Source organism: Kluyvera ascorbata ATCC 33433 (assembly GCF_000735365.1).
Classification (GTDB): Bacteria; Pseudomonadota; Gammaproteobacteria; order Enterobacterales; family Enterobacteriaceae; genus Kluyvera; species Kluyvera ascorbata.
Map to the genome: position 1 here is coordinate 97,477 of NZ_JMPL01000001.1, position 24,543 is coordinate 122,019.

General features: G+C 54.3%; 20 protein-coding genes and 2 pseudogenes. 9 read left to right on the top strand and 13 right to left on the bottom strand.

Annotation, left to right across the window (positions count from 1 at the left end):
- Positions 1–126 precede the first annotated feature (126 nt).
- The 3 genes and pseudogenes from rpsI to zapE form a co-directional block, all read right to left on the bottom strand.
- Positions 127–519, bottom strand: coding sequence for a 30S ribosomal protein S9 (gene rpsI / locus GKAS_RS00465; RefSeq protein WP_000829815.1), 393 nt, complete (start codon positions 517–519; stop codon positions 127–129).
- A gap of 15 nt (positions 520–534) precedes the next feature.
- Complete coding sequence (gene rplM, locus GKAS_RS00470; protein WP_035891189.1) at positions 535–963, bottom strand: 50S ribosomal protein L13; 429 nt, start codon at positions 961–963, stop codon at positions 535–537.
- A gap of 324 nt (positions 964–1,287) precedes the next feature.
- Positions 1,288–2,413 (bottom strand): annotated as a pseudogene (gene zapE / locus GKAS_RS00475) (cell division protein ZapE).
- Positions 2,414–2,611: 198 nt separating this feature from the next.
- Between zapE and zapG the strand changes: the two are divergent.
- From zapG to degS, 3 genes are all read left to right on the top strand, one after another.
- Positions 2,612–3,010, top strand: coding sequence for a Z-ring associated protein ZapG (gene zapG, locus GKAS_RS00480; protein WP_035891191.1), 399 nt, complete (start codon positions 2,612–2,614; stop codon positions 3,008–3,010).
- A gap of 138 nt (positions 3,011–3,148) precedes the next feature.
- Complete coding sequence (degQ, locus tag GKAS_RS00485) at positions 3,149–4,525, top strand: serine endoprotease DegQ (protein ID WP_035891192.1); 1,377 nt, start codon at positions 3,149–3,151, stop codon at positions 4,523–4,525.
- 179 nt (positions 4,526–4,704) lie between these two features.
- Positions 4,705–5,772 (top strand): outer membrane-stress sensor serine endopeptidase DegS, encoded by a 1,068-nt coding sequence (gene degS / locus GKAS_RS00490; RefSeq protein WP_035891193.1) that lies wholly within the window; start codon positions 4,705–4,707, stop codon positions 5,770–5,772.
- 54 nt (positions 5,773–5,826) lie between these two features.
- On the opposite strand, the gene mdh is transcribed toward degS, so the two are convergent.
- The gene (gene mdh, locus GKAS_RS00495) at positions 5,827–6,765 is read right to left on the bottom strand and encodes a malate dehydrogenase (protein WP_035891194.1); all 939 of its coding nucleotides are present in this window, start codon (positions 6,763–6,765) and stop codon (positions 5,827–5,829) included.
- 455 nt (positions 6,766–7,220) lie between these two features.
- Here mdh and argR point away from each other — a divergent pair, with 455 nt between their 5' ends.
- From argR to yhcN-B, 3 genes are all read left to right on the top strand, one after another.
- Positions 7,221–7,691 (top strand): transcriptional regulator ArgR, encoded by a 471-nt coding sequence (argR, locus tag GKAS_RS00500; RefSeq protein ID WP_035891195.1) that lies wholly within the window; start codon positions 7,221–7,223, stop codon positions 7,689–7,691.
- A 377-nt stretch (positions 7,692–8,068) separates the two neighbouring features.
- The gene (yhcN, locus tag GKAS_RS00505) at positions 8,069–8,332 is read left to right on the top strand and encodes a peroxide/acid stress response protein YhcN (protein ID WP_035891196.1); all 264 of its coding nucleotides are present in this window, start codon (positions 8,069–8,071) and stop codon (positions 8,330–8,332) included.
- A 107-nt stretch (positions 8,333–8,439) separates the two neighbouring features.
- On the top strand, positions 8,440–8,706 hold the full coding sequence (yhcN-B, locus tag GKAS_RS00510; RefSeq protein ID WP_035891197.1) for a DUF1471 family stress response protein YhcN-B: 267 nt from the start codon (positions 8,440–8,442) through the stop codon (positions 8,704–8,706).
- Positions 8,707–8,760: 54 nt separating this feature from the next.
- Here yhcN-B and GKAS_RS00515 read toward each other — a convergent pair whose 3' ends face one another.
- Entirely contained in the window at positions 8,761–9,036 is a 276-nt protein-coding gene (locus GKAS_RS00515; protein ID WP_035891198.1) for a barstar family protein, read from the bottom strand.
- A gap of 26 nt (positions 9,037–9,062) precedes the next feature.
- Positions 9,063–10,517 (bottom strand): NAD-dependent succinate-semialdehyde dehydrogenase, encoded by a 1,455-nt coding sequence (locus GKAS_RS00520; protein ID WP_035891201.1) that lies wholly within the window; start codon positions 10,515–10,517, stop codon positions 9,063–9,065.
- A gap of 148 nt (positions 10,518–10,665) precedes the next feature.
- Here GKAS_RS00520 and GKAS_RS00525 point away from each other — a divergent pair, with 148 nt between their 5' ends.
- On the top strand, positions 10,666–11,994 hold the full coding sequence (locus tag GKAS_RS00525; protein ID WP_147281522.1) for a CoA transferase: 1,329 nt from the start codon (positions 10,666–10,668) through the stop codon (positions 11,992–11,994).
- A 36-nt stretch (positions 11,995–12,030) separates the two neighbouring features.
- On the opposite strand, the gene aaeB is transcribed toward GKAS_RS00525, so the two are convergent.
- Genes aaeB through aaeX form a run of 3 tightly spaced genes read right to left on the bottom strand, consistent with a single transcriptional unit; the run spans position 12,031 to position 15,147 of the window.
- Complete coding sequence (aaeB, locus tag GKAS_RS00530) at positions 12,031–13,998, bottom strand: p-hydroxybenzoic acid efflux pump subunit AaeB (protein WP_035891202.1); 1,968 nt, start codon at positions 13,996–13,998, stop codon at positions 12,031–12,033.
- Positions 13,999–14,003: 5 nt separating this feature from the next.
- Positions 14,004–14,936 carry a p-hydroxybenzoic acid efflux pump subunit AaeA gene (gene aaeA, locus GKAS_RS00535; protein WP_035891203.1) on the bottom strand — a complete coding sequence of 311 codons (933 nt, stop codon included), beginning with the start codon at positions 14,934–14,936 and terminating at the stop codon, positions 14,004–14,006.
- A 7-nt stretch (positions 14,937–14,943) separates the two neighbouring features.
- Positions 14,944–15,147, bottom strand: a complete 204-nt coding sequence (gene aaeX, locus GKAS_RS00540; RefSeq protein ID WP_035891204.1) for a p-hydroxybenzoic acid efflux pump operon protein AaeX — start codon at positions 15,145–15,147, stop codon at positions 14,944–14,946.
- Positions 15,148–15,276: 129 nt separating this feature from the next.
- Here aaeX and aaeR point away from each other — a divergent pair, with 129 nt between their 5' ends.
- Positions 15,277–16,203 carry an HTH-type transcriptional activator AaeR gene (aaeR, locus tag GKAS_RS00545; protein ID WP_035891206.1) on the top strand — a complete coding sequence of 309 codons (927 nt, stop codon included), beginning with the start codon at positions 15,277–15,279 and terminating at the stop codon, positions 16,201–16,203.
- Between the two features lie 239 nt (positions 16,204–16,442).
- Positions 16,443–17,057 carry a YagU family protein gene (locus tag GKAS_RS00550; RefSeq protein WP_035891208.1) on the top strand — a complete coding sequence of 205 codons (615 nt, stop codon included), beginning with the start codon at positions 16,443–16,445 and terminating at the stop codon, positions 17,055–17,057.
- Between the two features lie 51 nt (positions 17,058–17,108).
- Here the strand turns inward: GKAS_RS00550 and tldD are convergent.
- The 4 genes and pseudogenes from tldD to GKAS_RS00570 form a co-directional block, all read right to left on the bottom strand.
- Positions 17,109–18,555, bottom strand: a pseudogene (gene tldD, locus GKAS_RS00555) (metalloprotease TldD).
- A gap of 101 nt (positions 18,556–18,656) precedes the next feature.
- Positions 18,657–22,451, bottom strand: a complete 3,795-nt coding sequence (yhdP, locus tag GKAS_RS00560) for an AsmA2 domain-containing protein YhdP (RefSeq protein WP_035891209.1) — start codon at positions 22,449–22,451, stop codon at positions 18,657–18,659.
- Positions 22,452–22,484: 33 nt separating this feature from the next.
- On the bottom strand, positions 22,485–23,954 hold the full coding sequence (gene rng, locus GKAS_RS00565) for a ribonuclease G (RefSeq protein ID WP_035891210.1): 1,470 nt from the start codon (positions 23,952–23,954) through the stop codon (positions 22,485–22,487).
- Positions 23,944–24,537 (bottom strand): Maf family protein, encoded by a 594-nt coding sequence (locus tag GKAS_RS00570; protein WP_035891211.1) that lies wholly within the window; start codon positions 24,535–24,537, stop codon positions 23,944–23,946. The genes rng and GKAS_RS00570 overlap by 11 nt, the downstream gene beginning before the upstream one ends.
- Positions 24,538–24,543 lie beyond the last annotated feature (6 nt).

Consider the following 24,543-nt stretch of genomic DNA (forward strand, 5'->3'; position numbering starts at 1 on the left):
GGCTTGTGGTGAGGGGATTCCGGAAAAGCGGAAAAAGAGCCCACTGGCTTCTGGTTTACAGGCATAAAAAAACCCGCCTGAGCGGGTTTTTTTTCGCCAATTGTTGTCTGCCGAAGCAGAAACAAATTAACGTTTGGAGAACTGAGGACGACGACGTGCTTTACGCAGGCCGACTTTCTTACGTTCAACCTGACGAGCATCACGAGTAACGAAGCCAGCTTTACGCAGTTCGCCACGCAGGGACTCATCGTACTCCATCAGAGCGCGGGTGATACCGTGACGGATCGCACCAGCCTGACCAGAGATACCACCACCTTTAACAGTGATGTACAGATCCAGTTTCTCAACCATGTCGACCAGTTCCAGCGGCTGACGAACTACCATGCGGGCAGTTTCACGACCGAAGTACTGTTCCAGAGAACGTTGGTTGATAACGATTTTGCCGTTGCCCGGTTTGATGAAAACGCGAGCTGCGGAACTTTTGCGGCGACCAGTGCCGTAGTATTGATTTTCAGCCATTGCCTATAATCCCGATTAGATGTCAAGAACTTGCGGTTGCTGTGCCGCGTGGTTGTGCTCGTTACCTGCGTAAACTTTCAGTTTACGGAACATTGCACGACCCAGCGGGCCTTTTGGCAGCATGCCTTTAACCGCGATTTCAATCACACGCTCAGGATGGCGAGCAATCATCTCTTCAAAGGTCGCTTCTTTGATACCACCAACGTAGCCGGTGTGGCGATAGTACACTTTGTCAGTACGCTTGTTGCCGGTTACAGCAACTTTATCAGCGTTCAGAACGATGAGGTAATCACCAGTATCCACGTGCGGAGTGTATTCCGCTTTGTGCTTGCCGCGCAGGCGCAGAGCCAGTTCGGAAGCCAGACGGCCCAGAGTTTTACCGGTCGCGTCAACAACATACCAGTCGCGTTTTACGGTTTCTGGTTTAGCTGTAAAAGTTTTCATTAAAAGCTTACCCAAATAAATTAGTTACACGTTGGTGAACACCCAAACGTTTTGTCAGTTGAGGTTCACACGACATTGTCCAGCAAACCTACCCCTTCGAATAGCCTATGCCGGCGCAGAGAAAGTTTTGGGAAAAAAACTCTCTTGTAACGTGGGGTCGCAAGATTATAGAGAAGTCGGGGTCAAAGATCGACCCCTTTATGTGATTTGCCGCGGGTTTTGTTTGTCCACGTAGCTCGGCCGAGCGAAGCGGCACCGGGAATTCGCGTAGGGGTTTCCCGGGGTCGGCGTGAACGCCTCGCCCGGGCTACATGGGCTATGTATTTATGGCATGTGTGGGCGTTTGAGGTACTCTTCGCTCTGCATTTCCTGCAAACGCGACAGGCAGCGCTGGAACTCAAACTTCAGCCGCTCCCCTTGATAGATGTTGTAAAGCTCAACTTCAGCGCTCACCACCAGCTTCACGTGACGTTCATAAAACTCATCGACCAGCGCGATAAAGCGTCGGGCTTCGCTCTCAAGCAGCGGCGTCATCACCGGCACGTCATACAGCATCACGGTATGGAACAGCCGTGAGAGCGCAATATAGTCGTGCTGGCTACGCGCATCGACGCACAGCGTGGTAAACGATACCGCCAGCGTCTGATTCTCCACGCCGAGCGTTGGCAGTTGACGGTGGTTTATCTCAAGCGTCGTCTGGTTTTGCTGCGGCGTGCCCGCCAGCGCCAGCCACAGTTTGTTCATCTGCTGGCGGGTGTCGTTATTCAGCGGGGAAAGCCACAAATGCGCCTGCGTTAACGTTCGCAGTCGATAGTCGATGCCTGCGTCCACGTTCATGATGTCGCAGTGCTCTTTAATCGCTTCAATTGCCGGCAGGAAGCGCGCGCGCTGCAAACCATTTCGATAAAGTTCATCCGGTGGAATGTTGGAGGTCGCCACCAGCGTAATACCGCGAGCAAACAGCGCCTTCATCAGGCCACCCAGCAGCATCGCATCGGTAATATCAGAGACAAAAAACTCATCGAAGCAGAGCACGTCCGTTTCGGCCTTAAAACGCTCCGCCACGATTTCCAGCGGATCGCTGTGCCCCTGTAATTCCCCCAGTTCTTCGTGCACCCGCAGCATAAAACGGTGGAAGTGCAGACGCTGCTTACGCGTGCCAGGCAGGCTTTGATAGAACATATCCATCAGCCAGGTTTTGCCTCGCCCTACTCCGCCCCACATATAGAGGCCGCGAACGGCAAGCGGTGTGTCGGACTCTTTCTTACCCAGCAGCTTACCAAAAACGCGCACGCAGGCCACCGCCAGATACGGGGGCGGGCGTTTTGTTTTGCAGTTCCTGGTAAATGGTGTCGAGGCGGTTAACCGCCTCACGCTGAACATCATCAGGTTGATGACTGCCCTCTTCGAGAGCCTGGAGATAGCGCGATGTGGGGGACTGGCTTTGCATGATCTAATTGTTATTCCTTTGAAAACCGGTATGTCTTACTTCACGATTGACTAAAAAAAGTCCGTTCTACACTACGCGATGATGCGTCAGGATTCCACTTCTACGGGATTAGCGGTTATAGTGGCACTATCGGGCGCAGGCATGGAGTTGCCGAAGCCGCCAATACCCTATGGAACTATAAAACAACGGGAGATGTTCATGACCTGGGAATACGCGCTAATTGGGTTAGTTGTCGGTATCATCATCGGTGCCGTGGCCATGCGTTTTGGTAATAGCAAATTACGTCAGCAGCAGGCGCTGCAGTACGAGTTGGAGAAAAACAAAGCCGAGCTGGAAGAGTACCGCGAAGAGTTGGTGAGCCATTTTGCGCGCAGCGCAGAACTGCTTGATAACATGGCAGATGACTATCGCCAGATTTATCAGCATATGGCGAAAAGCTCCAGCAATCTGCTGCCGGGCATGTCTCCGGATGCCAACCCGTTCCGTAACCGTCTGGCCGAATCCGAAGCGGGTAACGACCAGGCGCCGGTTCAGATGCCGCGCGACTATTCTGACGGCGCATCCGGCCTGCTCCGCGGTAGCGCAAAACGCGATTAATCTGCATTCCATAAATATTTCACGGGCGCATCACTTGCGCCCGTCCTCTTCTGCTCACGCCGACTATATTTACTTCAATAACATCAGTCTTTTCGGGAAGTATTGTCCTTGCATCCAGGGTCATGAGGGCCAGCATCAATGAAGAAATCGACTTTACTGTTAAGTGCATTGGCATTAAGCATTGGATTATCGCTTGCCGTACCGGCGCCGGTACTGGCCTCGCTGCCAACGCAGGTTCCGGGTCAGGGTAGTCTGCCAAGCCTCGCGCCGATGCTGGAGAAAGTTCTGCCTGCCGTGGTGAGCGTGAAGGTTGAAGGTTCCGCACCGGTGAATCAGCAGGTTCCGGATGAACTGAAGAAGTTCTTTGGTGATGACGGCAGCAATCCGGCCAATGAGCCAACGCAGCAGTTTGAAGGGCTGGGTTCCGGCGTCATCATCGACGCCATTAAAGGCTATGTGCTGACCAATAATCATGTGGTGAGCGACGCGCAGAAGATCAGCGTGCAGCTCAACGATGGTCGCGAATTTGAGGCCAAACTTATCGGCAGCGATGACCAGAGCGACATCGCCCTGCTACAAATCCAGAAAGCCAGCCATCTAACGCAAATTGCTATCGCCGACTCCGATAAGCTGCGCGTAGGCGATTTCGCCGTCGCCGTCGGCAACCCGTTCGGCCTCGGTCAGACCGTAACCTCCGGGATTGTTTCAGCGCTGGGTCGCAGCGGGCTGAACCTCGAAGGGCTGGAAAACTTTATTCAGACCGATGCCGCCATTAACCGCGGTAACTCCGGCGGTGCGCTGCTTAACCTGAACGGCGAGCTGATTGGTATCAACACCGCCATTCTGGCGCCGGGCGGCGGCAGCATCGGTATCGGTTTTGCTATCCCGAGCAATATGGCGCAAACCCTGGCGCAGCAGCTGATTCAGTTTGGTGAAATCAAACGTGGCCTGCTCGGTATTCGCGGCATGGAGATGACGGCCGATATCGCGAAAGCGTTCAATCTTGATGTGCAGCGCGGCGCGTTCGTCAGTGAAGTGCTGCCAAACTCGGGCTCAGCCAAAGCCGGGATTAAGTCCGGCGATGTCATAACCAGCCTGAACGGTAAGCCGCTCAACAGCTTTGCCGAACTGCGCTCCCGTATCGCCACCACTGAACCGGGCTCGAAGGTCAAACTGGGCCTGCTTCGCGATGGCAAACCGCTTGAAGTGGAAGTGACGCTGGATAAAAGTACGTCGTCCACCGCCAGCGCACAGCTCATTATTCCGGCGCTGGAAGGGGCAACGCTGAGCGACGGCCAGGCGAAAAGCGGTACCAAAGGCGTGGTCATCTCCAACGTCGAGAAAGGCAGCCCGGCGGCTCAGGTTGGCCTGCATAAAGATGATGTCATCATCGGCATCAACCGCCAGCAGACCGCATCAATTGCTGAGCTGCGTAAGGTGCTGGAAGCCAAACCGGCGGTGATTGCCTTGAACGTCATGCGCGGCAACGAGAGCATTTACCTGCTGATGCGTTAATCCTTAAAAGCCGGAAAGCGGATAAGTGAAATCATGCTGTAGGCCGGATAGGCAAAGCGCCATCCGGCCTACAGCTCACCAAAACCCTTAACGGACCCGCACTGGAAATCGTGTGGAATGTATGTCTGGTAAAGTCGTGGTATGCTTCGCCCAGTTTCCTCATAAACGATGCCTGTATCATGCTTCTAAAGCTCTTACGTTCCGTCGCACTAGGCTTACTGGTTGGCGGCATATTGATTGTTACCGTCCCGTCTTTGCGCCAGTGGAACCCGCTCGCCACTCAGCGCTTTAGCAGCACGGACGAAACCCCTGCCAGCTACAACTCGGCGGTGCGCCGTGCCGCACCTGCGGTGGTTAACGTCTATAACCGTAGTCTGAACAGCAATACCAACAGCCAACTCGAGATTAAAACCCTCGGTTCCGGCGTGATTATGGATCAGCGCGGATACATCGTTACCAATAAGCACGTCATTAACGATGCGGACCAGATTATTGTCGCACTGCAGGATGGTCGCGTGTTTGAAGCGCTGCTCGTCGGCTCCGATAGCCTGACCGACCTCGCGGTTCTCAAGATTAACGCCACCGGCGGTCTGCCGGTCATTCCGATTAACCCAACCCGCGTGCCGCACATTGGCGACGTGGTACTGGCTATCGGCAACCCGTATAACCTCGGGCAGACCATCACGCAGGGGATCATCAGCGCCACCGGTCGTATCGGCCTGAACCCAAGCGGTCGACAGAACTTCCTGCAAACCGATGCCTCCATCAACCACGGTAACTCCGGCGGCGCGCTGGTGAACTCGCTGGGCGAGCTCATGGGCATCAATACCCTTTCGTTCGATAAGAGCAACGATGGCGAAACGCCAGAAGGGCTAAGCTTTGCCATCCCGTTCCAGCTGGCAACTAAGATTATGGATAAGCTTATCCGTGACGGACGCGTGATTCGTGGTTTCATCGGCATCAGCGGCCGCGAAATCGCACCACTGCGCGCGCAGGGCGGCAGTATCGATCAGATTCAGGGGATTGTGGTTAACAAAATTGAGCCAGACGGCCCCGCTGCGCAAGCCGGTATTCAGAACAACGACGTGATTATCTCGGTGAACGGTAAACCGGCAGTTTCCGCGCTGGAGACCATGGACCAGGTCGCGGAGATCCGCCCAGGTTCAGTAATTCCAGTCGTGGTCATGCGTGACGATAAGAAGTTAACGATGCAGGTAACGATTCAGGAATACCCAGCGTCCAACTAAACGACCAAAAGCAAAGGGGCCCTCGGCCCCTTTGTTATATTCAGCGGTCAGATCTTATTTATTGATAAAATCTTCGCCAAGCTGGATATCTTTTCTCAGCGTATCCAGCATTCCTTCCAGCGCCTGCTGTTCGTAAGCGCTCAGTTTGCCGATAGACTGACGTTCTTCAATCCCATTTTTACCCAGCAGCAGCGGCTGTGAGAAGAAACGAGCATATTCGCCATCGCCTTCAACATAGGCGCATTCAACTACCCCTTTCTCACCCTGCAGAGCGCGAACCAGGGACAAGCCAAAGCGTGCAGCAGCCTGGCCCATGGACAGGGTTGCTGAGCCGCCACCGGCTTTTGCTTCAACCACTTCGGTACCCGCATTCTGGATACGCTTGGTCAGGTCATTGACTTCTTGTTCAGAGAAGCTGACGCCTGGGATTTGCGACAACAAAGGAAGAATCGTTACGCCGGAGTGGCCGCCGATAACCGGGACCTCGACGTCACCGCATTTTTTACCTTTCAGCTCAGCCACAAAGGTATTGGAGCGGATGATGTCCAGCGTCGTGACGCCAAACAGTTTGTTTTTGTCGTATACGCCCGCTTTTTTCAGCACCTCAGCGGCAATGGCCACGGTGGTGTTGACCGGGTTGGTAATAATGCCAATACAGGCTTTAGGCGCGGTTTTTGCGATTTGCTGCACCAGGTTTTTGACAATCCCGGCGTTAACGTTAAACAGATCGGAGCGATCCATACCGGGCTTACGCGCTACCCCAGCAGAGATCAGGACAACATCCGCCCCTACCAGCGCAGGCGTCGCATCTTCACCAGAGAACCCTTTGATTTTGACATCAGTAGGAATATGGCTGAGATCGACAGCCACGCCAGGCGTGACGGGGGCAATATCATAGAGGGAGAGTTCTGAACCTGAAGGCAGTTGGGTCTTTAGTAGTAGGGCAAGCGCCTGGCCAATACCGCCGGCGGCACCAAGGACTGCGACTTTCATCCTAAACTCCTTATTATGGTTAATGACATTCAGGTAATAACCTGTCGTGGACCGCATAACCGACGCAAGAGATACCTGTTGTTACTCCGTTGCGGCGACCTTAATTCACAAGGTAAATAATTACAATATAATTGCTTACAGAATGCGGGTATGACAGCAGCATTGCTGGCGTTACCGCACTACTCCCAGAAAAAGGTCTATCTACGAAACCAAACTTTCATCAACTATCGATTACAATATACTCAGCACGTTGCGTAAAACAACAGCAATTTAATAACAATTCATTTACTTTTAACTTATTTAGATCCCGTGATATAGGCATGTTTCTTAGGTCTAATTTTTGCTAAAATCCGGCCTTTCTCTATTTGGCCTAGCCTCTTGGGATAAATTGTTTTGCATAAAAATTCACCTATATGCATAATAATGTTAATTTCACCACCATACTCGGGTGACTTATGCGAAGTTCAACTAAACAAGAAGAATTAGTTAAAGCCTTTAAAGCGTTACTGAAGGAAGAAAAATTTAGCTCTCAGGGCGAAATTGTTCAGGCCTTACAAGAAGAAGGCTTCGATAATATCAACCAATCCAAAGTCTCTCGTATGCTGACGAAGTTTGGCGCAGTGCGAACTCGCAACGCCAAAATGGAGATGGTTTACTGCCTGCCAGCAGAACTGGGTGTACCGACCACCACCAGCCCGTTGAAGAATCTGGTTCTGGATATCGACTACAATGACGCAGTCGTTGTGATTCATACCAGCCCAGGCGCCGCACAGCTTATCGCGCGCCTTCTGGACTCTTTAGGCAAGGCTGAAGGTATTCTCGGCAGCATTGCCGGTGATGACACTATCTTCACCACACCGGCTCGAGGCTTCACTGTTAAAGATCTCTACGAGGCCATTCAGGTTCTGTTTGAACAGGAGCTGTAATCCCTCGTGATACTCCTCTGGTCCCTCCGGAGGAGTCCGCTTTCCCACCGACTCACCCGCCGTTTCTTCTGCCGCTTCGTTAACATTTAGTGCGATTTTCCACCCTAAACCATAGTTTCAGTGAATATATCCCAACTTAACCGCACAAAACATCAAATTATCCTATCCGTTTGATTTTACGCATTATTGACGACGAACTTTGCCAAAATATGCGTTTTTTTATACGTATATCTTCTAAAAATGACGATTCCTGACAACTAATTACACGAGAAACAATTAGCGGGGTATTAATATTTTTCGTGATTAGTGTATACTTAATTTCGTGATGAGGGTCACAAAACAAAGGCCCTCCAAAAAAATACGACGAGGTGAGTATCATGAAAATCAAAACAACCGTTGCCGCTCTGAGCATCCTATCTGTTATCTCGTTTGGCGCTTTCGCCGCTGACTCTATCAACAGCGACCAGGCACAAACCCGTCAAGCAATCGGCACCGTATCTGTCGGCTCTGTCGGTTCAAACCCGATGGACATGCATGAAATGCTGAACAAAAAAGCAGAAGAACAAGGTGCATCTTCTTATCGCATCATTGAAGCGCGTACCGGTGACCATTGGCACGCAACGGCAGAACTGTACAAATAAGTTAGTGTGAAGCAATACGTCGGCATTCAGTAAAAATTTCCACAGCGGTCCCAGGAATCAGCAACAACATCCTCTCACCGCTGCAAAATAAGGTGAGGAGTAAGAATATGAAAAGCGCAATTATCATCGCATCCCTTGGTCTGGCATCTGTACTTTCTTTCGGCGCAAGCGCCGCAGCACACCAGGTAAGTCAGGACCAGGCACAGAACCTGCAATCAATGGGCACCATCTCTGTTTCACAGGTTGGTAGCGACCCGATGGATATGCGTAGTGAGCTAGCCGCAAAAGCAGAGAAAGAAGGTGCTAGCAGCTATCGTATTATCGAAGCACGTACCGGTGACCATTGGCACGCTACAGCTGAGCTGTACAAATAAACCCTCGTCGTCTTGACCGACGACTTGCCCTCGCTTTTTGGCGAGGGCTTTTTTTTATCCGCGCTGGACGTTAAAGCGCAGCATCCCTTCCAGCTCTTCTTCTGCTTCATCAAAGAGCAAAATAAGCGCGCCGTAACGTCGGCGCTGCTTTTCGTCCAGATGCAGGAACTCAATCTCCACGGGTAACGGTATTTCTTTGCTGGTCACCACATCCCACAACGTGTCCAGATCGCGTATTTTCTCGCGATCGAGGGCAAAGAGACGGGCGAACTCCCGGTAAAAATCGCCCTGATCCTCTATCTCGTCAAAATCAAAAGTATAGATTTTCATCTTACGCCCTCATCCCATTCAACTGACTAAAGTCCCCCAATGTGCAACGTTTTCACTTCGAGGTACTCTTCCAACCCCAGCACCGAACCTTCGCGGCCAAGCCCGGACTCTTTCACGCCACCAAACGGCCCCAGCTCGGTTGAAACCGCGCATTCGTTAATGCCGATCATCCCACTTTCCAGCGCCTGCGAGACACGGAAGACGCGGGACAGGTTTTGGGTATAGAAATAGGCCGCCAGTCCGTAAGGTGTATTATTCGCGCGATGAATAACATCCTCTTCGTCGCTAAAGCGGAAACAGGCCGCCAGCGGGCCAAAGGTCTCTTCCTGCGCCAGCAGCATCGTTTCCTGACAATCTCCCAATACCGTTGGCTGCCAGAAGTTTCCCCCCAGTGCATGCGGCTGACCGCCGGCTAATACTTTCGCCCCTTTCGATACCGCATCTTCAACGTGCTCACGCACTTTTTTAACCGCAGCAGGCTCAATCAGCGGCCCAACAACGACACCGTCATCCAACCCGTTCCCCACTTTTAACGCTTTCACTGCGGCAGCAAGCTGGCTGACAAAACGCTCATACACGCTGTCATGGATATAAAAACGGTTCACGCTCACGCATACCTGCCCGGCATTGCGGAACTTGTTGGCTATCGCCCCCTTCACCGCAGCATCGATATCAGCATCTTCAAAAACGATATACGGTGCATTCCCCCCGAGCTCCATGGAGACTTTCTTCATGGTTTCGGCCGCGTTACGCACCAGCGTCTTTCCGACCGATGTCGAGCCGGTAAAGGAAATTTTTCGCACGTCATGGCTCGCCATAATAGCGTCGCTTATCTCTAGCGTATTCCCTGCAACCGCATTCAGTACGCCATCAGGGATCCCCGCTTTCTTCGCCAGCGCCAGCAGTGCAAACGCGCATAGCGGCGTGTTATTCGCGGGTTTGATAACACCGGTACAGCCCGCAGCCAGCGCAGGCCCCAGCTTGCGGGTGAGCATTGCCATCGGGAAGTTCCACGGTGTGATAGCCGCGACAACACCGATTGGCTCGCGGGTTGCCAGAATACGTGAACCCGGTTTAGCCGGCGGAATAATCTCGCCGTTCGCTCTTTTGCCCTGTTCAGCAAACCACTGAATAAAGCTCGCCGCGTAATCCACCTCGCCTTCAGCCTCTTTCAACGGCTTGCCCTGCTCGATGGTCATCAGTTTCGCCAGCCAGCTTTTATGTTCGATGATGAGCTGGTACCAGCGATACAGCAGTTCTGAACGCGCCTTCGCCGTTTTTGCCCGCCATAGCGGGAAAGCGCGCGCTGCGGCGGCAATGGCCTGCTCCGTCTCCTGTTTCCCGGCCTTCGCGACTTTGGCGACAACCTCGCCCGTCGCGGGGTTGAGTACATCAAAGGTGGTGCCGAGCTGATGCCATTCGCCGTTCACCAGGTAGCCCGTCTGGAAAAGATCGTTGTCCTGCCATGCTTGCGTGGTCATTACACCCTCCTGAATAGTGTTTCCATTTAAGTATAGCTATCGCTTTTGGCGTAATAGTTGTCAGAATAACGAAAGTCTTATTAACGATAAGGAACCTGCGGTGAAGCGCGACAATCCTGTTTTCAATAAGCTGTGTCACGACCTTGGTATGACGCATTTGGCCGTTGAGAGGGTGTCATTCGCCCACAACACGCCTGTCTATCCTACCCCTTTTGCCATTGGTGAAGCCGCGGCCTCGGTGCTGGCGCTACAGGGCATGATGCTTGATGTGCTTCGCGGCAAGCAGCAGCCGATTACCGTCGATTGTCATAGTGCCGCCGCCTCAACCCATGCTGTGACCTTCCAGCAGCAGAACGGCTTTAACTGGCAGTACAACGATCCGGATTACCCCACGACCGATTTCTATCTTACTGCCGACAATCGTTGGATATTCCTGCACGGCGGCTACCCGCGTTTACGTGATGGGATCCTCGATATCCTCGATGTGCCAAATAGCCGTCATCGGGTGGCGCAGGCGGTCGCGCAGTGGGAAGCGCACAAGCTGGAGGAGACCATCGCCGAAGCGGGGCTATGCGCCGCTATCGCCCGTAGCCATAAAGAGTGGCTGGCTCATCCCCAGGGGCTTGCGGTCAGCCAGGAGCCGCTCATTCGTCTGACACGGCTAACCGATAGCGCGCCCAAAAACCGTCGTTACGATACGCCACGGGTACTGAAGCCGCTGCGCGTTCTCGACTTCACTCACGTTATTGCCGGGCCAACGGCAACCCGCGGGCTGGCGCAGATGGGAGCCGATGTGCTGCATCTGTCGTCGCCTTATCGCCCGCGTATTCTGCCGTTTGATGTGGATACCAACCACGGCAAACGCAACGCTTATCTTGAACTCTCCACCGCAGAGGGCCGCGCAACGGCGGCACAGCTGGTGCGTGACGGTGATGTTTTTGTCCAAAGCTACCGCCCCGGCGCTCTCGCCCGCTATGGGCTGAGCGATGAAGAGATGGCGCAGATTAATCCGCAGATCATTACAGTTAATCTGAACTGCTACGGCCACCGCGGGCCATGGAAAGACCGACCTGGCTTTGAGCAGCTTGCTCAGACCGTCACCGGTATGGCGGTTGCACAGGGCGGCACCTGGCAACCGGTGCTGGGGCCAACTTACCCCAATGATTATCTCAGCGGCTATCTCGCCACGCTGGGCGTGCTGATGGCGCTGGAGCGTCAGCGTAATGAAGGCGGAGCATGGCGGGTAGACGTGTCATTGTGCCGGACAGCAACGTGGCTGCAGCAGTTGGGGAGTATTGCGGATTATCAGACGATTGCCCCACCAGACGAGGCGGCGATCGCGCGTTGTATGGTAAGCGAAGAGGGGCCGTTCGGTGAGTTGCGCTATTTCAACAGCGCGCTGGAGCTTGCACAAACGCCGATGGCGTTTGCGATGCCGGCCATGCCTTTAGGTGCGCATCGCGCGGAATGGTGGTAAGGCTCCCGGAGTCGCTGCGCTCGTCCGGGAAAACACTCAGCTACTGGTCAACGCGCCCTGATATTTATGCAGCATCGTCACCAGCCGCTCAACCGGCTGAGTAACCTGCTCAGGAGCTTCCCAGACGCGCAGTTTTTCCTGATAAACCCCGAGTTCCTCCAGCAAACGCGTGAAGTAATAACGGCGTTTGTCATCGCTGGTTGCTGAAATCACTCGGTCAGCGGTGCGGCGCAGCTGACGGTGGAAGGCCGACAGATCGTCATTCACCGGAATAGGCGCATCGCGCAGGCGTTGATGCGCGATGATAAGCGTCAACGCCAGACGGAACTTCGCAATATCCCCTGGGAATTTGTTCAGCAGCAAAAACAGCTGCTGGTAGAGTCCCGGCAGGTGGTTCTCTTTTCGACGAGCCATATTGGTGGTCATCGCCGACACCGCCGCAAACACAAACTGGTTCAGCAGCACGCGCCCGGTACGCAGACGGGAGTTATCGCGGATAAGCAGAATGACGATAAACGCCATAAAGCAGCCGACAATCTGCCCTAATGCACTGTCGAGGAACTGGCTGAAGTGGAAGGTCATCGGGTTATCCAGCACCAGAATGTTGATGGTACTGGCCAGTGCCCCCATCGATCCCAACCGGCGCTTTTGCACTTCAATGCCAATAAAGAAGCACATGACCGCCAGACTAATACACAACAGCAGCATACTTTGTTGCGTCGCGGGGATGATAATCAGGAAATAGAGCGCCCCCAGCGGCAGCGCCGCAATGGTGCCGTAGATAAAGTCTATCGCCACCATGCGCGGATTCGGTAAACGCATGGCCAGTGAGGTAACCACGGCAATCATCACCATCGCCCCGCTACCCGATGTCCAGCCGGTCCACAGCCAGAAAAGAATGCCCAGCGCGCAGGAGAGCGTGGTACGCCAGAAGTTGATCATCGCGTGGTGACGTTCGGCGGACTCCGGTCGCACGACCACTTCGCTTTGTAGAATTTCTTCTTCGCGGGCGCTGATTTTCGTATTACCAATCACGCCACGTTTGAGCAGCAGATAGCGCGTGGCGGCCCCTACCCAGCTGTAAATCGTTACCGGCGTATCGTGCTCACCCGTCCACGCCAGCACGCGGCGCATTCGTTTAAGCTGGCGGTGAACATCCTGCACCGTTTCAACCGGCTCTTCGAACAACTCACGATAAGCGTCAGTGACCAGCTCAGGCCGCGAGTTTTGCATGATGAAGGTTTCACAAGCCTGAGTCACCATGGTCAGCGAAACGGTGTTCAGCGCCTTCAAGCGACGGTTGGCCCACGCCCAGCGTGAGGACTCCATATTCAAGTTGCCGCGCATCCCTTCCAACGCAGCGGTACGACGCAGCAGAGCCAGCCAGGCTTTGTCCATCTCATCGCTATCGCCATGCTTGATGCACAGCTGCATCAGGCGATATTGATCGATAAGGATGGCATCGAGTTCGTTGTCGATCTCTTTTTTGATCGATCGCGGTGAAAACAGGAGATCGGCGACGATCGCACAGATAATCCCTAACACGATCTCGCTACAGCGTTCCACGGCAAACTGCGGCGTCAGCAGCGGTTCGGCCTGAATCGTGATAACGATAATCAGCGCTGTATAGCCGGAAAGCCCCCAGGCGTAGGAGTTTTCAACGCGAACCAGCGAAGAGATCCAGGTACAGAAACCGGCCCAGATGCTACAAACCAGCAGCATCAGCAGCGGCGCACGGATCATGGTGATGATAATCACCAGCGCGGCGATACAGCCGATAAAGGTCCCGACAATACGCAGCATCCCGCGATAGCGGATTGCCCCCGCGTAGGGTTCTCCACCCGCAGCGAAGGCCGGACCGGCCGCCACAATAGCGGCAGTCAGCACCGCCCAGCGCGGCGTTTCAAGCTGAAAGTGGAAGCCGACAAACAAGGCCAGCACCACCGCACAGGCCAGTTTGACGGCAAAGCGGATGTGCTGGTTGGCAATGCTAAAAATGCCCATGGCAATTAACCGAATTCACGCAGACGCAGCGCCAGCTTCTGGAAGAAGCTCATGCGGCTGGCATCGCGGTCTTTCTCACCGGTAATGACCACCGTGGCGGTCGTACCCGCTGGCCACAGGTTACCTGTCTGTTCATCCAGACGGATACGCACCGGTACACGCTGAGCCAGACGAACCCACTCCAGGTTGGAGTCGATGGTCGCCATCCCTTTGCTGTCGACGCTGCTACTGGCGTTGGTGACACCCGCCGCAACGCTATCAACGGTTCCTTTAATTACATGGTTGCTGCCCAGCGGGGTAATTTCAGCGCGGTAACCCGGACGTACGCTTGAGAGCTTGGTCTCTTCAAGGTAGGCCATCACATAGAAGGAGTGCTGTTTCACCAACGCGACCGCTGTAGAACCACGGGTAATAAATTCACCGGCGTAGACATTCAGGTTAGTCACCCAGCCATCCGCTGGCGCGCGAATCACCGTGCGATCCAGATCCAGACGCGCTAGATCGCGCGTGGCTTGCGCTTTCGCTAACTGGTGCAGCACGGTTTGCAGCACGTTATTGGATTGGTCTATCTCTTCGCGAGACATGGCAATCACGCCCAGCTTGTTACGACGCCCGGCTTCACGGCTTTTCTCGTCCGCCAGCGCTTTGTAGTAGGCGACGTCAGCATTCGCTTCTTCCAGTGCCTTCTGGTAGCGCGGCTGGTCAATAATAAACAGAACCTGATTTTTGCTAACCAGTTGGTTATCCTTGACCTGAACATCGGTAATCAGGCCGGATACGTCTGGAGCAATGGCGACGACGTCCGCGCTAAAACGCGCATCACGCGTCCACGGAGACTCGGTGTAATAGACCCAGGCACGAAAAATAGCGATGAATGCCAGGATGACCAGTATCACCGTAATAGCGGTACGGGAGATATTTCTTGTTAGTGTTTTCACATCTACCTCAGACGAACAAACGTGATATTAGATAAAACAGGCAGCAATACAGTGCGGTGTTGAACAACGCGGGATGCCAGACAAAATCATAGATCCCGGTTGGCGTCAGCACGCGACGCACCAACCAAAAAATGGCGAGCGATAAGAGCAGCTCAAAGAAGATCGGCGGGAATGAGAGACCGAAAATCACGATGACAGGAAACAGGCTCATGTTGACCTTACTAAACTAGCGTGCAGGTGAGATTGGAACTTTAATTATTCAGCTAACAGTATTTTAACGTAACTGTTATAGCCTTATCTACATAGTGTGATGCAAATCACTTTTAAGCCAGAGTGAACAATGGAACGACTAAAACGGATGTCGGTTTTTGCCAAAGTTGTCGAGCAAGGCTCCTTTACTGCCGCGGCACGTCAGCTACAGATGAGCGTTTCTTCCATCAGCCAGACTGTTTCTAAACTGGAAGATGAGCTGCAGGTCAAACTGCTTAACCGCAGCACCCGCAGCATTGGCTTAACCGAAGCCGGTAAAATTTACTATCAAGGTTGCCGCCGAATGCTGTTCGAAGTGAAGGATGTACACGAACAGCTTTATGCCTTTAACAACACGCCGATTGGTACGCTGCGCATCGGCTGTTCTTCAACTATGGCACAAAATGTACTCGCTGCCATGACGGCGGAAATGCTCAAAGAGTATCCAGGATTAACCGTAAATCTGGTGACGGGCATTCCAGCGCCGGATCTGATTGCCGATGGTCTGGATGTGGTTATCCGCGTCGGGGCACTGCAAGACTCCAGCCTCTTCTCTCGCCGTCTGGGCAGCATGCCGATGGTCGTTTGTGCGTCCAGGAAATACCTCGCGCAGTTTGGCGTGCCCGAAAAACCAGCGGACCTGAGTAACCATTCGTGGCTGGAATATAGCGTTCGTCCGGATAACGAGTTTGAGCTGATTGCCCCAGAAGGGCTGTCGACTAAACTGCTGCCAGAGGGGCGATTTGTCACCAACGACCCGATGACCATCTCTCGCTGGCTGGTCGCCGGTGCCGGCATCGCCTACGTCCCGTTGATGTGGGTGATCAATGAGATCAACAGCGGTGAACTTGAGATCTTATTCCCGCGTTATCAGTCCGATCCGCGCCCGGTGTACGCCTTGTATACCGAAAAGGACAAGCTGCCGCTCAAAGTGCAGGTCTGTATTAACTATCTGACCGACTATTTTGTCAAAGTCGCGGAGCTGTTTCAGGGGATGCGTGGAAGAAGGAAAGAATAAGCAAGGTCATCTATATTCCGAAACTGAACATCCCGACTAAAGATATTTGGCATAAATATTTCCTGAATTACAGCAGCGGTAATTCAGGAATAAGTCATTCGTACTATTAAGTTTGGCTAATTGACACCGTGGCCGTCTGACTATTATCTTGTATTACGTCTAATACTCAGACGGTTGCATTTAATTAAAATATAAAAACAGAATGCATTGAACAGGACCATTTTAACCAAGGACTCAGAATGAATCTATTCGAACAAACACCGCCTTCACGCAGGCGTTATGGGCTTGCCGCGTTCATAGGGTTAATCGCAGGGATCGTCTCCGCGTTTGTGAAATGGGGTGCAGAAGTGCCTCTTCCTCCGCGCAGCCCTACCGATTTATTTACCGGTGCATGCGGGCCTGAACAGTTAATAAGAGCCGCGAGCCAAATCGATTGTTCCCGTAATTTTCTCAACCCCCCGTATGTATTTCTTCGCGACTGGTTGGGCGTCGCAGACCCCAATGCCGCCGTTTACACCTTTGCAGGACATATATTTAACTGGGTCGGCGTAACGCATATTATTTTCTCCATCGTCTTCGCTGTGGGTTATTGCGTGGTTGCTGAAGTCTTCCCGAAAATAAAACTCTGGCAGGGTTTGCTTGCCGGTGCTTTAGCTCAGCTTTTTGTCCACATGATCTCCTTCCCGCTGATGGGGCTGACGCCACCGCTGTTTGAACTGCCGTGGTATGAACATGTATCAGAGATCGTGGGCCACCTGATTTGGTTCTGGTCGATTGAAATTATCCGTCGTGATTTACGTAACCGCATCACTCACGAACCCGATCCTGAAATACCGCTAACGCATTTGCGATAAAAAAAAGCGCACCTCAATGAGGTGCGCTTTTTAGATGACGCCTTGTTCAGGTTAAGCAGTACCGCCCACCGTCAAATTATCCACCTTCAGCGTCGGCTGACCCACGCCAACCGGCAGACTCTGACCTTCTTTGCCGCAGACGCCAACGCCGTTATCCAGCTTCAGGTCGTTACCGACCATAGACACCTGCTGCATGGTTTCGATACCGGAACCAATCAGTGTCGCCCCTTTCACCGGCTTGGTCACCTTACCGTTTTCAATCAGGTAGGCTTCTGAGGTGGAGAAGACAAACTTACCGGAGGTGATATCCACCTGACCGCCGCCAAAGTTTGGCGCGTAGAGGCCGTATTCAACGGACTCAATGATTTCCTGCGGCGTGGATTTCCCGGCCAGCATGTAGGTATTCGTCATACGCGGCATTGGCAGGTGTGCGTATGATTCACGGCGGCCGTTACCGGTTGGCGCAACCCCCATCAGGCGTGCGTTAAGCTTGTCCTGCATATAGCCTTTGAGGATCCCGTTTTCGATCAGCACGTTGTACTGACCCGGCGTCCCCTCATCGTCGATTGCTACAGAGCCACGGCGGTCAGACATGGTGCCATCATCAACGATAGTACAGAGTTCAGAAGCCACCAGCTGGCCCATCTGGCCGCTGAAGACCGACGTGCCGCGACGGTTAAAGTCGCCTTCCAGACCGTGGCCCACCGCTTCGTGCAGCAGTACGCCAGGCCAACCCGCGCCCAGCACCACCGGCAGCGTACCCGCCGGAGCGGCGACCGCAGAGAGATTCACCAGCGCCATGCGTACGGCTTCTTTCGCCCAGGCATCGGCACGAACTTCACCGTCGAGGTCAGCGAGGAAGTAGTCGTAGCCAAAAACGGCCACCGCCGCCGCTGGCGCCGCGCTCACGTTTGCCATCTTCTTCCACCTGCACGCTCACCGACAGACGTACCAGCGGGCGCACGTCGGCCGCCAGCGTGCCATCCGTCGCGGCAACCAGAATCAATTCATATACGCCGGTCAGGCTCGCCGTCACTTCCTGCACGCGGCTGTCTGCGGCACGCGCCACGCTGTCCACGCGGCGCAGGATATCCAGCTTCTCTTCGCGGGTCATGCTTTGCAGCGGATCCAGCGAGGTATAAAGCGCTGAGTGCTCTACCGCGCCCAGCGTCTGCACTTTGCCGTTACCCGCTTCACGCACAATGGTACGCGCCGCCTGTGCGCTCTGCTCTAGCGCCAGCAGGCTGATCTGGTCGGCATAGGCAAAACCGGTTTTCTCGCCGCTTACCGCACGAACCCCCACGCCCTGGTCAATGTTATAAGAACCATCTTTAATGATGCGATCTTCTAAAACCCAGGATTCGTGGTAGCTGGACTGAAAATAGAGATCGCCATAGTCCAGACGACGCTCCGTGAGTTGACCAAGAATGGCGAACAGATCCTGATGATTCAGGCCGTTCGCTGCCAGCAATTGTTCACTTACCAGGTTTAGACTCATTATTTCGCTACTCGTTAATGGCCCGCGCGCTTCACGCATTTCGAGCCGGTATTCCGGGTGTTTGTCTTATGAGATTGAGGCAATTCAAGGCTTGCGTCAAATCATGGCTTTTTGTCGCTGCGCGCCTGGCGCAGCACTTCGTTAATTTGTGGCTTATCAATCGGGCCGGTGATGCGATAACGCAGGATAGAGACTTTGTTCCACAGCGGGCTAAGTACTTTCGTCGCCGCAAACACCGCCGCGCCGATAATCGGGTTCACCGCGAAAGCCGTCGCCACGCTGACCGTCGCCGAAATTTCCGGCGCGACGATAGCTTCCATATCCAGCTCGCGGCGCACCAGATTGACCGACCCTTTCATGGCGATATCGGCTTCCAGACCATCAACCAGCGTATCATCGGTATTCAGCACGCCGTCTTTGATCCACGCGGTACTGCGAATAGAATCAAAGTAGAAGCCTTCACTGAAGGTGTCGCTAAAGTCAAAGCGCAGCTTACGCAGCAGCGCATCGACGCTCAGTAAACGCAGCAGTTGTCCGGCATGGCCCGTGGAAAGATCGGTAAACTGCCCTTTGCCAACGCGCGATTTCAGAATACCGTTCAGCGACGCAACATCAGGCTGCCACGGTTTATCACGCCAATGTAAATCGTAGTCTACATCAACGGAAGAATCGCGAATCGGCGTTGAAACCCCGAAGAAAGCCGTAGCCTCATCAATCTTGTTTCCGTGAATTTTCCCCTTCAGCGAGGTTCGCTGCCCGGACGGTGAGTTTACCCAAACGCCATCGGCGGTTAAGCGGCCAAAGCCGGTATCCACCAGCCCGTTAGCCAGAGTCAGGGTATCGCCCTTCACGCTGAAGTCACCATCGATACGGCCATATTTCTGCCCCCACAGCCAGCATTCGGCGCAGCGAAGCTGAAGATCGGGCCAGCTGTGGAAATCTATCGCACTGCTGCTTGAGGTGTTGCTTAGCGGGCCTGTAGCAGCGGTCTGCGCCAGCGGATTAGCCGACGGGTTGTAATAAAGGTAGCGAACGGCGGCCTGCCACGGTGAGCTATTTTTCATCGTCAGGCTGGCGTTAATTTCGCGTCCCTGAGCTTCCACCCGCGTGCCGTCTGCCGTTGGTTGGGACACCACGCTCAGGTTATTCCACTGCTGGCCTGCAAAGGTCAACGACGACGTACGCAACGTCACGTTTTGCGGGAAGGCGGCAGCAGAGCTTACGCCGTCGGCCGCGCCGTGCTGGAACAGCGCCAGCCACTGCGCGCCGTCCATCGGCGGCATATTCAATTCCACGCCCGCCGTTTGCGGCAGCGGCGGGATAGTACGGCTGTCCGAGGCCCAGATAGCGCTCTCAAGCGTGAGCTTTTTCCCCAACAGCCAGCGGCTATTCAGGTGGTTATCCGGCCCCACGTTGCCGGTCAGAGTGAAGCTATGCAGATTCCCGTCGACGTTGAGCTTAACCGGCAGCGATTTCCCCGCCGCTTTATCCGCCGGAGACGGTAGGCTACTGCTCATATTTTGCAGGTCGCTGGTGATACCGACCTTGTAGGTCGCGCTGCCGTGATAAGGAAGCTCAATAGCAACGTTACCTTTCCACGGTACGCTGCCTTTAAGCGCGTCGTTAAGCTGTTTTGGCAGCACGCCCGTTTTCGCTGGCTGCCAGTCCGCCTGCATATTGACGCCCACCTGATAGGATTTCTCTCCCTCATTGGTGGTGAAATCGACGTTCAGCGGCTGATTGAACCAGGTGGCGGTCAGCGGCTCGCTCGTCAGGTTGCCATTATCAAAGCTGAAGCGGCCTTTGAGGTTATGCAGCGTGCTGTCGAGCGGTTTGATAAACAGGCTATTATTGTTCAGCGCGACGTTACCCGTGGCCTTCACCAGCTCGCCATCCAGCGGGATATCAAGATGTAAGCGAGCGCTCACGTCGCCATCAAGCTGGAGCTCTTCGAGGGTCGCCCCCAGTGATTTGTCGAGCGGCGTCTGCTGGAAATACGGGCCAACCGCTTTACCAGGACCGTTAATATCGGCATCAATCAGCAGCTTCTCTTTGGCATAGTCTGGAATCGACGCATTCAGGTTGCTGGCGGTCACGCCGCCAAGCGCCGCTTTATCCGCCTTCATCCACAGGCCAGCATTGATAAAGTTAAGCTCGATATTCAGATTGGTCAGCGCCGGCCAGTCCGGCTGGAAGGCAAAGGTCGCATCGTGCAGCGGCACATAGACCTGGAACTGTCCTTCGTTATGCTCGTACGGGAACAGGTGTGGGTTACCGCCGTAAACCAGAGTGGCGTTCTCCGCTTTACCCGCCTTGATAGCACCACTCAGGTAGTCAACAAGCGCTTTCCCCATCAGGTTTTCAGGGAAGTAACGCCACGCCTGCCCACCGTCGTCAGTACTGATACCGGCCAGAATCCCCAGCCACGGCTGGTCGTCCTTCGGCTGCAGATAGCGGAAACCGCCCGCGGCACGAACGCCCGTCGCCGTGACATCGATATCACGCCCATCGAGCATGAAGCCTCTATCATCATTGACCCAGTTCAGGGTCGCAACGCCGTTGGCAATCTCCAGTGGTGCGCGGAAGACGTGTTCGTACGGCATCTTCGCGTCTTTCATCGCAACATGCAGCGAGCCATTTTCCAGGCTACCGGCAATGTACCCGGAGACGTTCTCAGCGCCAGGCAACAGTTTCCACTGCTTCCAGCCTAGGTTATTCCAGCTCGCGTTAAAGCGGGTTTTGCCCGTGTCCTGAAGCGGGATATCAATCGCCAGAGCATCGACCATGCCCGCAGGCTGCGCGGTGCGCCAGATGTCGGCGACGTCAGGTGAAAGTTTTTCAGCGATCGGCAGCAGGCCGTTTAAGCCAGCCGGTGAGAGATGGCTCGCGCGGATACGCAGTTCGTCACTGCGCTTATTGTTCGGCCCCCCAACTTCTTGAGCCGGGATCCATGCCAGCGCCAGTGCCCCGCGAGGCCACGGCGTATCGTCAATCGTGATACGGGTATCGGGAATGCGGAGCTCCCAGCCCTGTTTCTCACGCGACAGGTGCGCGGTGAGGTTATCCACCGCCAGATGGTGATCCTGCCAGCTGGCGCCACCCTGTTTCAGCCAGACATCGCCGTTGGCGATTTCGCCTTTATCCAGCGAAGCCCAGCCTTCAAGGCTAAAGCGAGCGCTGGTCAGCGCGATATTGTCCTGCATCCACTGTCCCAGCCACGGCTTCACATCGATGTCGTCAGCCTGGAGCCAGATGCGGCCTTTATTCAGCAGACCATTTTCATCACGCAGATCCATACGCACTTTCATCACCCCGTGCTGCCCGGTGAGGCTCGAGAGGCTAAGCTCCCCTTCGGCGCGGTGACGGTTGTCATTGTTGACCCAGGTGAGCTGCGGAATGGCAAGTTCAGCACGCTGGCCGGAGAGCGTCAGGAAGCTGAGATGGCTATCGCGCAGGGTGAAGTGGTCAAACTGGCGTAAGAACAGATCGCCGACGCGGTCGCCCTTCAGGCCATCGCCGCCGTCGTTATTCTGTAGCGGCGTATTGGTATGAATTTGCAGCTGCCAGAAGGTCAGCTCGCGAAACTGCCAGCGCATGTGCAGCAGGCTTTGCCAGACATCCAGCGCCATCGAAGCACGTTTGATAGACAGTTCGCCGCCGTCGTTCATCGCAACGTGGATATCGCGCACGTCCAGCGTCGGGCCGAAGTTTTGCCAACTGGCGTGGATCTGAGAGGCGGAAACCGGCAGCCCAGTGACCGCTTCAATTCTGGTCAGCAGTTCAGGGCGCCATTTATCCAGATGTGGCAAGGCGAGACGCAGGCCGCTCACCAGCAGCGCGACAACGACAATCAGTGTGGCAACGGTGAGCAGTAAAATCCCCGGCAATCGCCTCACGCATCTCTCCTTGGGTCGCAGCAGGCTGCGTAATTACATCATAACCACATCAAACTGCTCCGGGTTATAGAGCGGTTCAATCTGGACTTTAACCTGCTTGCCGACAAAAATTTCTACTTCTGCCAGCGCGTGAGACTCTTCACCTTTCAGAGTTTCGGCCACGGATGGAGAAGCGTATACCAGGAAGCGATCGGAATCATAAGCGTGATGCACGCGCACGATTTCACGCATAATCTCATAGCACACCGTCTCAACGGTTTTCACCGTACCACGCCCATGGCAGGTCGGGCATTCGGTGCAGAGTACGTGTTCGACGCTCTCGCGCGTACGCTTACGGGTCATCTCTACCAGCCCCAGCGGCGAGAAGCCGTTAACGCTGGTTTTCACGCGGTCTTTGCTCAACGCTTGTTCCAGCGAGTGCAGTACCCGACGACGGTGGTCTTCGTTATTCATATCGATAAAATCGATGATGATAATACCGCCAAGGTTACGCAAGCGCAGCTGACGCGCAATCGCCTGAGTCGCTTCAATATTGGTGTTGAAAATGGTGTCATCAAGATTACGGTGCCCAACAAAAGCCCCGGTGTTGATGTCGACAGTGGTCATCGCTTCGGTCTGGTCGATAACCAGATAACCACCGGACTTGAGCTCAACTTTACGCTCCAGCGCTCGCTGGATTTCATTCTCAACGTCGAACAGATCAAAGATAGGCTGGCGGCCGCTGTAATGCTCAAGCTTGTTGGTCATTTCAGGCATATATTCAGCCGTGAATTCCATTAACGCTTCGTAGGTTAAACGGGAATCAACGCGAATTTTATCCAACTGAGCGTCCGCAAAGTCGCGCAGGACACGCTGCGCCAGCGCCAGCTCACCGTACATCTGGTAGCGGGTCTGTGGGCGCTTCTTACGCTCCATCACTTTGGTCCAGACGCGCTTAAGATAGGCGGCGTCAGAGGCTAAATCCTCTTCACACACCCCTTCTGCCGCGGTACGGATGATAAAGCCGCCCTGCTCATCGCAATAATCCGCGACCACTTTCTTTAAGCGATCGCGCTCGGCTTCACTTTCAATACGCTGCGACACGCCGACGTGCGAAGCGCCGGGCATAAAGACCAGATAACGAGAAGGTAACGTGATGTCGGTAGTCAGACGCGCGCCTTTGGTCCCCAGGGGATCTTTCACCACCTGTACCATCAGGTCCTGGCCCTGACGCACCAGTTCAGAAATATCGCGGACGGTGAACTGCTTTTGCTCTTCACCCGCCACACATTCGGTATGCGGCATGATGTCGGAAGCGTGAAGGAACGCTGCCTTATCGAGACCAATATCTACAAAAGCCGCCTGCATACCTGGTAAGACACGACTAACACGACCTTTGTAGATATTGCCTACTATTCCGCGTCGCGCTTCACGCTCAATATGAATTTCCTGCAAAATGCCGCCATCGATATACGCCACTCGCGTCTCCGATGGCGTCACGTTAACTAATAGTTCAGCCGTCATGTGTATCCCTTTTTTCACGTAGCGAGTTAAAGTTACTCAGCAACTCATACGTTTCCACCAGCGGTAAGCCGACTACGGCGTGATAGCTGCCATTTATCTTCCTGACGAAACAGCCACCCAGCCCTTGAATACCGTATGCACCTGCTTTATCTAAAGGTTCGCCGCTCGCAACATAGTCTGCAATGTCTTCCTCGAAAAGCATCCGGAAGGTCACTTCCGTCACGACCAGGCAGTCGAGCGTATGCTGGCTATCTGCCAGCGCAACGGCGGTCATCACCTGATGGGTATTCCCTGATAGCTTACGCAGCATCGCGGCGGCATGCGCCGCATCGCGAGGTTTTTCCAGCACTTCACCGTTAAGCACCACAATCGTATCAGCCCCCAGAACGGGGAGGTCGTGACGGGCTAACGCAACGCCCGCCTGCGCTTTCTCTCGTGCCAGACGCGCCACGTATTGCTGCGCCGTCTCCTGTGGGCGACGCAGTTCTTCGATACCGGGAACCACTTTCTCAAACGTCATGCCTAGCTGAGTGAGAAGTTCCTGGCGACGCGGGGAACCTGAAGCAAGATAGAGAGATACCATAACGAC

Coding starts and splice junctions, on each gene's coding strand:
- rpsI (WP_000829815.1), bottom strand. CDS start 519: ATGGCTGAAAATCAATACTACGGCACTGGTCGCCGCAAAAGTTCCGCA.
- rplM (WP_035891189.1), bottom strand. CDS start 963: ATGAAAACTTTTACAGCTAAACCAGAAACCGTAAAACGCGACTGGTAT.
- zapG (WP_035891191.1), top strand. CDS start 2,612: ATGACCTGGGAATACGCGCTAATTGGGTTAGTTGTCGGTATCATCATC.
- degQ (WP_035891192.1), top strand. CDS start 3,149: ATGAAGAAATCGACTTTACTGTTAAGTGCATTGGCATTAAGCATTGGA.
- degS (WP_035891193.1), top strand. CDS start 4,705: ATGCTTCTAAAGCTCTTACGTTCCGTCGCACTAGGCTTACTGGTTGGC.
- mdh (WP_035891194.1), bottom strand. CDS start 6,765: ATGAAAGTCGCAGTCCTTGGTGCCGCCGGCGGTATTGGCCAGGCGCTT.
- argR (WP_035891195.1), top strand. CDS start 7,221: ATGCGAAGTTCAACTAAACAAGAAGAATTAGTTAAAGCCTTTAAAGCG.
- yhcN (WP_035891196.1), top strand. CDS start 8,069: ATGAAAATCAAAACAACCGTTGCCGCTCTGAGCATCCTATCTGTTATC.
- yhcN-B (WP_035891197.1), top strand. CDS start 8,440: ATGAAAAGCGCAATTATCATCGCATCCCTTGGTCTGGCATCTGTACTT.
- GKAS_RS00515 (WP_035891198.1), bottom strand. CDS start 9,036: ATGAAAATCTATACTTTTGATTTTGACGAGATAGAGGATCAGGGCGAT.
- GKAS_RS00520 (WP_035891201.1), bottom strand. CDS start 10,517: ATGACCACGCAAGCATGGCAGGACAACGATCTTTTCCAGACGGGCTAC.
- GKAS_RS00525 (WP_147281522.1), top strand. CDS start 10,666: ATGACGCATTTGGCCGTTGAGAGGGTGTCATTCGCCCACAACACGCCT.
- aaeB (WP_035891202.1), bottom strand. CDS start 13,998: ATGGGCATTTTTAGCATTGCCAACCAGCACATCCGCTTTGCCGTCAAA.
- aaeX (WP_035891204.1), bottom strand. CDS start 15,147: ATGAGCCTGTTTCCTGTCATCGTGATTTTCGGTCTCTCATTCCCGCCG.
- aaeR (WP_035891206.1), top strand. CDS start 15,277: ATGGAACGACTAAAACGGATGTCGGTTTTTGCCAAAGTTGTCGAGCAA.
- GKAS_RS00550 (WP_035891208.1), top strand. CDS start 16,443: ATGAATCTATTCGAACAAACACCGCCTTCACGCAGGCGTTATGGGCTT.
- rng (WP_035891210.1), bottom strand. CDS start 23,954: ATGACGGCTGAACTATTAGTTAACGTGACGCCATCGGAGACGCGAGTG.
- GKAS_RS00570 (WP_035891211.1), bottom strand. CDS start 24,537: ATGGTATCTCTCTATCTTGCTTCAGGTTCCCCGCGTCGCCAGGAACTT.